Annotated in this window: 7 protein-coding genes; 4 read left to right on the forward strand and 3 right to left on the reverse strand. The window is 62.3% G+C overall.

Annotated elements, in window-relative coordinates; genetic code table 11:
* Window positions 1–215: hypothetical protein (locus tag VG320_RS16030; RefSeq protein WP_327201070.1), on the forward strand; the 215-nt coding region annotated here is incomplete at its 5' end.
* Between the two features lie 1,674 nt (window positions 216–1,889).
* Window positions 1,890–3,047 carry a DNA-binding protein gene (locus tag VG320_RS16035; protein WP_414696055.1) on the forward strand — a complete coding sequence of 386 codons (1,158 nt, stop codon included), beginning with the start codon at window positions 1,890–1,892 and terminating at the stop codon, window positions 3,045–3,047.
* Between the two features lie 76 nt (window positions 3,048–3,123).
* On the opposite strand, the gene VG320_RS16040 is transcribed toward VG320_RS16035, so the two are convergent.
* The 3 genes from VG320_RS16040 to VG320_RS16050 all read right to left on the reverse strand — a co-directional run bounded on the left by VG320_RS16040 (window position 3,124) and on the right by VG320_RS16050 (window position 5,419).
* The gene (locus VG320_RS16040) at window positions 3,124–4,137 is read right to left on the reverse strand and encodes a tyrosine-type recombinase/integrase (protein WP_327201072.1); all 1,014 of its coding nucleotides are present in this window, start codon (window positions 4,135–4,137) and stop codon (window positions 3,124–3,126) included.
* A gap of 94 nt (window positions 4,138–4,231) precedes the next feature.
* Window positions 4,232–4,636 (reverse strand): DUF2471 family protein, encoded by a 405-nt coding sequence (locus tag VG320_RS16045; protein WP_327201073.1) that lies wholly within the window; start codon window positions 4,634–4,636, stop codon window positions 4,232–4,234.
* A gap of 120 nt (window positions 4,637–4,756) precedes the next feature.
* Window positions 4,757–5,419: a helix-turn-helix domain-containing protein gene (locus tag VG320_RS16050; RefSeq protein ID WP_414696056.1), complete on the reverse strand. Its 663-nt coding sequence runs from the start codon at window positions 5,417–5,419 to the stop codon at window positions 4,757–4,759.
* A gap of 211 nt (window positions 5,420–5,630) precedes the next feature.
* Between VG320_RS16050 and VG320_RS16055 the strand changes: the two genes are divergently transcribed.
* Complete coding sequence (locus VG320_RS16055) at window positions 5,631–6,830, forward strand: glycine C-acetyltransferase (RefSeq protein ID WP_327201075.1); 1,200 nt, start codon at window positions 5,631–5,633, stop codon at window positions 6,828–6,830.
* A gap of 30 nt (window positions 6,831–6,860) precedes the next feature.
* Window positions 6,861–7,892: an L-threonine 3-dehydrogenase gene (gene tdh, locus VG320_RS16060; protein WP_327201076.1), complete on the forward strand. Its 1,032-nt coding sequence runs from the start codon at window positions 6,861–6,863 to the stop codon at window positions 7,890–7,892.
* Window positions 7,893–7,975: the final 83 nt, after the last annotated feature.

A 7,975-nucleotide genomic window follows, 5' to 3' on the forward strand; every position in this document is an offset into this window, starting at 1 on the left:
TCGTGGCCATGCGTCGGGTCAAGGTGAGATTTCGCGAAAGGATACCGTTTGTGGTGAAACGCGTCTATAGCACACCTCTCACCATTGCCGGTGAAGGCCGCTTCAAGCGCCCACCTCACCGCGAAGTGCTCCCGGAAAGCCTCACCTTTGCGCAATCCGCCTGGCAGCGGGGCTCCCGACGGGGGCTGGCTTATGGCGATAACGGTCCTTTTTGAAGCCTTTCGCACGGTGTCGAACCATTCCCGAAAAACCTCACCTTAAAAATTTTCAGGCGTAAACGCAACAACGAAGGGTCCGGATGGGGGTGACGTCCACGCCGATCCGGCATTGGGTAGACCGCAAATTCCGCTGTCATGGGGCGTGACAGCACAATCCATCAACCCTGACGGTTCACCCGATGGCGGGAAATCGCTGCCGGCAGTCATCACCCGCATCAAATCGTTCCCGAAAATCCTCACCTATGCCATCGACAGCCGCCAGGCCGAGCGGCCTTTGCCGTCTCTCTGGCTGGACAATGGAGAGGAAACTACTCCCGAAAAACCTCACCTTTCTACCGTTCAGATTGCGAGCCGAACGCCCGGTTTAAGCTCCCGAAGAATCTCACCTTTTGGGCGGCGCGGAGAAAAAGCTAATGAATTCTGGGGGTTATCCACAACCTCGTTGGCCAGAGAATCCCGTTGTCACCTCCCGAACAGGCTCACCTTCAACAATCGCGCGAGCCTAGGGGATCTGCCCGCGTCGACCAATCATGCTCCTGAAAACTCTCACCTTTAGTAACCCGGAGCGACTTCGATTGCATTTCGGTGCCTTTAGTTTTCAAGCTTTTGCCGTCAGTGAACGCCAACTAGCTCCCGGAAAACCTCACCTTGAACCATAAATCCGCCAAAAATAGCTCCCGAAAATCCTCACCCCACGCATTCCTGACGCGGCAGAGCGTCCGATTTCCCGGCATCGTAGCCAAGTCCCGAAAATCCTCACCTGAAGTCGCAGAAGGAGGCATCGGGCGACAGCGCGGATATCGTCGGCAGGTCAGCCCGCCGATTCTTGCCCTCCCGTAAAAGCTCACTTGAAGCCCTGAAACACCGTAATCCGGTCAAAATGGGCCTTCGGTTCCCGGAAAGCATCACCTTCGCCTGGCGTTTTTTCCCGATACCCCTCACCGAAGCCTTTTTGAGCTGCCGATTAGCCTCAAAAATGACTGCGATCAGCTGCCCCGAATCCGCTCACCGTTGCATTTCGCGTAATAGAGCCCCTGCCACCAGCGTATACACGGGTTGCGCCACCTTAGCTCCCGTAATCGCTCACCCTTGCCGGAGAGTCAAGAATGGGCTGTGCCCCGAATCCGCTCACGTTGTGTCCCGCAGGCCCTCACCCGCCTCCCCGAAGCCCATCACCCGTACGTCCCGTAGAGCCTCACCACCTGTCCCGTAAAGCTTCACCCAGGCGGTCTGTAAACCCCGCCAGGTAAGGCTTTGCCGAGGCGTTAACGTTTTTAACGGGTATCAATGGTGTTTACTTTTATTACTCTCTAGCCTTTCTAACCCCGCGAGCCTCCTGAGATATCCACATACTCTCCACGAAGAAACGCCCGCGACACCTGCAAAGCCCTCGTGAAACATTGTCTACAAATGGCTCGCTCCTCGAAAATCAAACGTTTACAATTACTTAAGCGGTAAACCTCGCTTTGTTTCACGAACTCCCCGAGACAAACGCGAACTGGCGCACGAATTTGGACGGTCGTAGCGACGGATTTCAGGGCAACGCAATCGCTACCTGGAAATTCGTATCGAAAAATACGTAATTTGTTATTATTCGATCCGTATTCCTTAGCCGAGACCATCATGATTCGAGACGAAGAACGTCAGGCCCTTCGCGAAGAACTCGACACCATGCGCAAGGACGGCGCACGCCGTCAGGAGTTGTCACTCCACGCATGCAAACGGCTGTTTTTTGATTTTGGCATTCGCCCGTCGATGGCTACCGTCCGCGATCTGACCCAGACCGGCAGCGCCAGCGATATTCCCAAAGACATTGATCAGTTCTGGCAGCGCATCCGTGCGGCTTCCAAAATGCGCGTGGGTAGTGGCGCCATCCCCCCCGCGCTGGAAGAACGCGCGGGCGAACTGCTGGGGGCGCTATTTGAAGAAGCTCGTATCCTGGCGAGGCAGACGCTGGAAGTGGAGCGTGAAGCGATCGACGTCAGTCGCGATGAAGCCGAACGGGCTTTGCGCGATGCCGAGGCCCGACGGCTTGCGGCCGACGAAATGCTCCAGCGCAGCGAAACTCGCACGGAAGCCGCATGGCTACGCGTGCGCGAACTCGAGAACCAGCTTGCGGCGTCGTCCGCGCAAGGCGCTTCGCATCACGACAGTCTCCAGGCGACAGTGCGTCGCCTTGAGGCCGAAAACGAAGCGCTGCAAAAACGGATCGAAACGGAACAATCCACCAACGCGGGCCTGCGCGACCGCATCGACGGCCTGCACGAAGAAATGCGCCGCAGCACCGAGCACTACGCCCAGCAGATCAAGGATGCGCTGGCCGAAGCCGAGCGCCGTGTGAAGCCCATGCTGGTCGAACTCGATTCGCTGCGCACGATGTCGTCGACGTGGCAAGCCGCGCAACGCGACGCGAGCCGCAAGGAATTCGATTTCATTCAGCAGCTGGCGACGGCCAAGGCGCGTGCCGACCGACTCGACACCGTGTTGCGCGAGCGTTCTGATGAAGTGGACGGCTTGACGCGGCAGGTCGCGACGCTGCGCGCCCAGCAGGGGATCGACGGCGCGGTGGCGAGCGTGCTGTGCGCACTGGCCGAGTCAGGCCGGCTCACGCCGCCCGAACTGGCTCGACTCGGTACTCTGGTGGATGGTCACGTCGGCTTGCCCGCGCATTGTCCGAATTGCGAGGAAGGCGAGCCGGAACTTTCGCAGGTGGGAGAGGGTTTCGAGCTTTCCTGTCCCGAATGTGACTACACGTCGGGCGCAGGTGCTTCGCGGCTGGAGGCGCTCGCGCGATTTGCGGCCGGGAAAAAACTCTCTACGACGCGTTGAGGTGAGTGTTTACGGGAATCGAGGCAACACGCGCCAGTGAGCCCTTACGGGATAGCTGACGCGTGAGAAGCCCGTCTTATTTCGATTCCGGGGGCGCGTCAGTCGCGCGCAGCGCGGCTTCACGGTCGGCCCAGACGCGCCAGGAGCGATGCAGGCGCCCCGCCGAAATCGGCTGCAAAAAGCCCAGCCACTGGCCGACCTGATCGGCATCCACGCCCCGCTCAAACAGATCGGCCGCAAAGCTGTTGCGCAGCGTTTGCGGACTGGCGCGCTCGGCACGCGTTTGCGCGACGCCTGCCGCTTCCATCAAGCCATCAATGGCGCGCAGCACGGTGGCCTTGTGCATCGGCCGCCCGCTGGGCGAGCCGGGAAACACAAGCTGCCCGGGCAGCCCCGCGAGACGCCGCGCCTCAAGCCACGCCCCCATCACGTCGACCGCGAACGGCGCGAGTTTCGTGCTGTGCGTGAAGGCCGGATTGTCGGCTTCGATCGTGATCCATTCGGAACCGATGGCGGTCGCGTCGAGCCGCAGCGCGATCGCGTCGCCGGTTTTCAAGCCACCGCCGAGAAATACCGCCACAAGCGCACGGTCACGCCGCTCGCGCCAGCGCCTGGCCGCCGATTGTTCGGTGAGCGGGGCGAACAGCCGGGCGATCACCGCTGCGCGTTCCGTGGCCGTGAGAAAGCCGGTGGGCTCGTTTTCGCGCGCGTTGCGCCAGGCGGCCTCGCCGTCCTGGGCGATAAAGCGCGCGGGGTTGGTGGACGCCAGCTCGATCTGCCGCACATGGTCGAGCACGCGCTCGATCAGGCGCAGATAGCGTAGCCGCTGCGGTTTCTTGACTTCGAGCCCGGCGACGAATTCGGCGATCGTGCCGGTATCGACGGACACGATGGTCTTGCGCTTGAGCGCGAGCCATTCGAGAAAGCGTCCCCATTGGACGCGATAGATATCGGCCGACGAACGGCGCAGATCCTGGGCTGCCAGCCACGCATCGAAAGCGGCGGCAGGGTCCTGCTGCCAGTCGCTGCGCTGCTGGTCGAAAAGATCACGGGCAGATCCGGACGAGTGGGACAAATCGGAGGCGGTCATCACTGTCCTTCCGTTAGTTGCAGCGTAGAAGGGAATTCTAGCGAAGGCTGGGGCGGATTGGCGTCCAGCGCGAGGTCCAGGAAGGGTTTCATCATCAGCCGCCCCACGCGCGCGAGCGCTTGACGGCCGCCTTGCGGCGCGCTTCGCGTTGCGCCTCTTCGGCGCTGCGCGCAGCATATTCATAGGCGCTGACGGCGAACGCAAACACCGCAGGCAGTGCATTGGACTGCCCAAAGTCGACGGTTTCGTCGGTTTCCGGATAGGCGAGATCGCCCGGGCGCTGGAACAGGCCGAGCATGAGTGCGTCGTGACGGCTCGCGAAACCGAGATCGGCGAGCGCTTCCGCTTCGATCGCGTGCAGCAGGCGCCAGCTCAGCGGCACTTGCTGGGCAATATAACGATGCGCGATGCTGCGCACGATCTGCTCAAGATCGCGCGCGGCCGCCTGGAAACGCAAGGCGGCCAGATCCTGCTCGTTCGGGGTGCGCGAGGTGTGCATGGGCGGCTCCGTTCGTTCTTTTTACTGTATGAATATACAGTAGTTGGAGCGATCGCGCAGCCAGCAATACGTGTTTTTGGCCATCTGGCCAGGTGGGGTAAGTCGCGAATCGGCCGTGAATCAGCCGTGAATCACCACCAGCAGCGCCCGTGCTTCGCCCTTGCCCACATTGCGGATCGCATGCGGCTGATCGGCGATATAGCGCGCCGTGTCGGCCGACTTCAAACGTTCGACGCTGCCGGCCGCTTCCACTTCAAGCGCGCCCTGCAGCACCGTGAGGTGCTCACGCGTGCCGGGCTCGTGCGCGTTCGACACCAGCGCGCCGCCGGGCTTGAGCGTCAGTTCATACCATTCGAAGTGACCGGCCAGCTCGATCGGGCCCCACACGCGCAGTTGATAACCCGCATCGTGCCCGAGCAGGGTGGGAATGTCGTGCGGCCCGGCCACGGCGATCGCATCGGGCGCCCTGGGCGCGGCAAACAGCGAATCGAGCTTCACGCCGAGCGCATTGGTCAGCCGCCAGGCCACGGCGATGGTCGGATTCGCCTTGTCGCGCTCGATCTCCGAGAGCATCGACTTCGACACGCCCGCCGCGCGCGACAGCTCGTCGAGCGTCATCCTGCGTTCGCTGCGCAGGCGCTGGATCTGCTCGCCCACACGTGGCGGCGCAGCGGGCGCAGACTTGCTTGGCAGATCGCCTGGTTCCGCCGCCGCGCCGCTGGCGGGCTTGCCCGCAGGCTTGGCCACGGTTCGGGTCGCCGCGGCGCGGGATTTGCGCGCCACGGGCCTGGCGGCGAGCGCGCCGGCCGCATCGTCTGCTGTTTGCTTCATCTGCGCGAGCGCGCGCGCGCCTGAGCCGGTGCTTGCCATTCCCTGCCTCATCGATTAGAGTCTGTTCGATATACCGAACTTAGGTTCGAAAAAACGAATAAATTCGCTCGAAGCTGACGGCGACTATAACAGCCGCGGCTTACCCTGTCAGGAGCACGTTGCCATGAGCCTTTCCTATTTCGACCACCTGCGCGCCACGCTCGACCAGATCCGCGCGGATGGTTTCTACAAGAGCGAGCGCGTGATCGCCACGCCGCAGTCGTCCGCCATTGGACTTGCCGACGGCAGCAACGTGCTGAACTTCTGCGCCAACAATTATCTGGGCCTCGCCAACGACGCGCGCCTGATCGCCGCCGCGAAGGACGGGCTCGATCGCGACGGCTTCGGCATGGCGTCGGTGCGCTTTATCTGCGGCACGCAGACGGTGCACAAACAGCTCGAAAGCGCGCTTGCGGCGTTCCTGGGCACCGAGGACAGCATTCTCTATTCGAGCTGCTTTGACGCCAACGGCGGCCTGTTCGAAACGCTGCTCGGTGACGAAGACGCGATCATCAGCGACGAACTCAACCACGCGAGCATTATCGACGGCGTGCGGCTGTCGAAGGCGCGCCGCTATCGCTACAAGAACAACGACCTCGCCGATCTCGAGGCGAAGCTGCGCGAAGCCGATGCCGGCGGCGCGCGCTACAAGCTCATCGCGACCGACGGCGTGTTCTCGATGGACGGCATCATCGCCGACCTCAAGGGCATCTGCGATCTGGCGGACCGCTACAACGCGCTCGTGATGGTGGACGACTCCCACGCGGTGGGCTTCATCGGCGCACATGGCCGCGGCACGCCCGAGCATTGCGGCGTCGCGCAGCGCGTGGACATCATCACGGGCACGCTCGGCAAGGCGCTGGGCGGCGCCTCGGGCGGCTACGTCGCAGCGAAGAAGGAAGTGATCGACCTGCTGCGTCAGCGCTCGCGCCCCTATCTGTTCTCGAACACGCTCGCGCCCAGCATCGCGGCCGCATCGCTGGCCGTGCTCGAACTGATCGCGAGCGACGAAGGCGCGAATCTGCGCGCGCGCGTGCAGGCCAACGGCGCGCACTTCCGCCGCGAGATGAGCGCGCTTGGCTTCACGCTCGTGCCGGGCGAGCATCCCATCATTCCGGTGATGCTCGGCGACGCACAGGTGGCCTCGCAAATGGCCGATGCGCTGCTGAAAGAAGGGGTTTATGTGATCGGCTTCTCTTATCCCGTGGTGCCGAAGGGCCGCGCGCGTATCCGCACGCAGATGAGCGCCGCGCATACGCCCGAGCAGGTCGAGCGCGCCGTGGCGGCATTCGCGCGCGTGGGCAAGCAACTGGGCGTGATTTGAGCGGCGATTTAGAAAGGATGACGAAATAAAATGAAAGCACTCGCCAAACTCGAACGCGGCCCGGGTCTCACGCTCACAGACGTGCCGAAGCCCGAAGTCGGCCACAACGACGTGATGATCAAGATCCACCGCACGGCAATCTGCGGCACGGACATTCACATCTGGAAATGGGACGACTGGGCGCAGAAGACGATTCCCGTGCCGATGCATGTGGGCCACGAATACGTGGGCGAAATCGTCGAAATGGGCCAGGAAGTGCGCGGCTTCTCGATTGGCGATCGCGTTTCGGGCGAAGGTCATATCACCTGTGGCTTCTGTCGCAACTGCCGTGCGGGACGTCGCCATCTGTGCCGCAACACGACGGGTGTGGGCGTGAACCGCGAGGGCGCGTTCGCCGAATACCTCGTGATTCCGGCCTTCAACGCGTTCAAGATTCCCCCGGAGATCTCCGACGATCTCGCAGCGATCTTCGATCCGTTCGGCAATGCCACGCACACGGCGCTGTCGTTCAACCTCGTCGGGGAAGACGTACTGATTACAGGGGCGGGGCCGATCGGCATCATGGCCGTGGCGATCGCGAAGCACGTGGGCGCGCGCAACGTGGTCATTACCGACGTCAACGATTACCGTCTCGAACTGGCGCGCAAGATGGGCGCGACGCGCGCGGTGAACGTCGCACGCGAATCGCTGCACGACGTGATGGCCGACCTGCACATGACGGAAGGCTTCGACGTGGGCCTCGAAATGTCGGGCGTGCCGAGCGCCTTCACGGCCATGCTCGAAGCGATGAATCACGGCGGCAAGGTCGCGTTGCTCGGCATTCCGCCCGCGCAGACCGCCATCGACTGGAATCAGGTCATCTTCAAGGGCCTTGAAATCAAGGGTATTTATGGTCGCGAGATGTTCGAGACCTGGTACAAGATGGTCGCGATGCTGCAAAGCGGGCTCGATCTCTCGCCCATCATCACGCATCACTTCAAGGTCGACGATTACGAAAAGGGTTTCGCGGCCATGCTTTCGGGCGAGAGCGGCAAGGTGATTCTCGACTGGACCGACGCCTGAGTTCCTGCTCTGTTCATTGAGCCGTCGCCGCGCTGGCTGGCGCCGGCTGCTCGAATTCGGCCTCGATGCGAACGTCGGTCACA

The organism is Paraburkholderia sp., assembly GCF_035948235.1.
In the GTDB taxonomy this organism is placed as follows: domain Bacteria; phylum Pseudomonadota; class Gammaproteobacteria; order Burkholderiales; family Burkholderiaceae; genus Paraburkholderia.

What these genes read in the sequence shown, in the direction of transcription:
- VG320_RS16035 (WP_414696055.1), top strand. Translation starts at nt 1,890, where the DNA reads ATGCGCAAGGACGGCGCACGCCGTCAGGAGTTGTCACTCCACGCATGC.
- VG320_RS16040 (WP_327201072.1), bottom strand. Translation starts at nt 4,137, where the DNA reads ATGACCGCCTCCGATTTGTCCCACTCGTCCGGATCTGCCCGTGATCTT.
- VG320_RS16045 (WP_327201073.1), bottom strand. Translation starts at nt 4,636, where the DNA reads ATGCACACCTCGCGCACCCCGAACGAGCAGGATCTGGCCGCCTTGCGT.
- VG320_RS16055 (WP_327201075.1), top strand. Translation starts at nt 5,631, where the DNA reads ATGAGCCTTTCCTATTTCGACCACCTGCGCGCCACGCTCGACCAGATC.
- tdh (WP_327201076.1), top strand. Translation starts at nt 6,861, where the DNA reads ATGAAAGCACTCGCCAAACTCGAACGCGGCCCGGGTCTCACGCTCACA.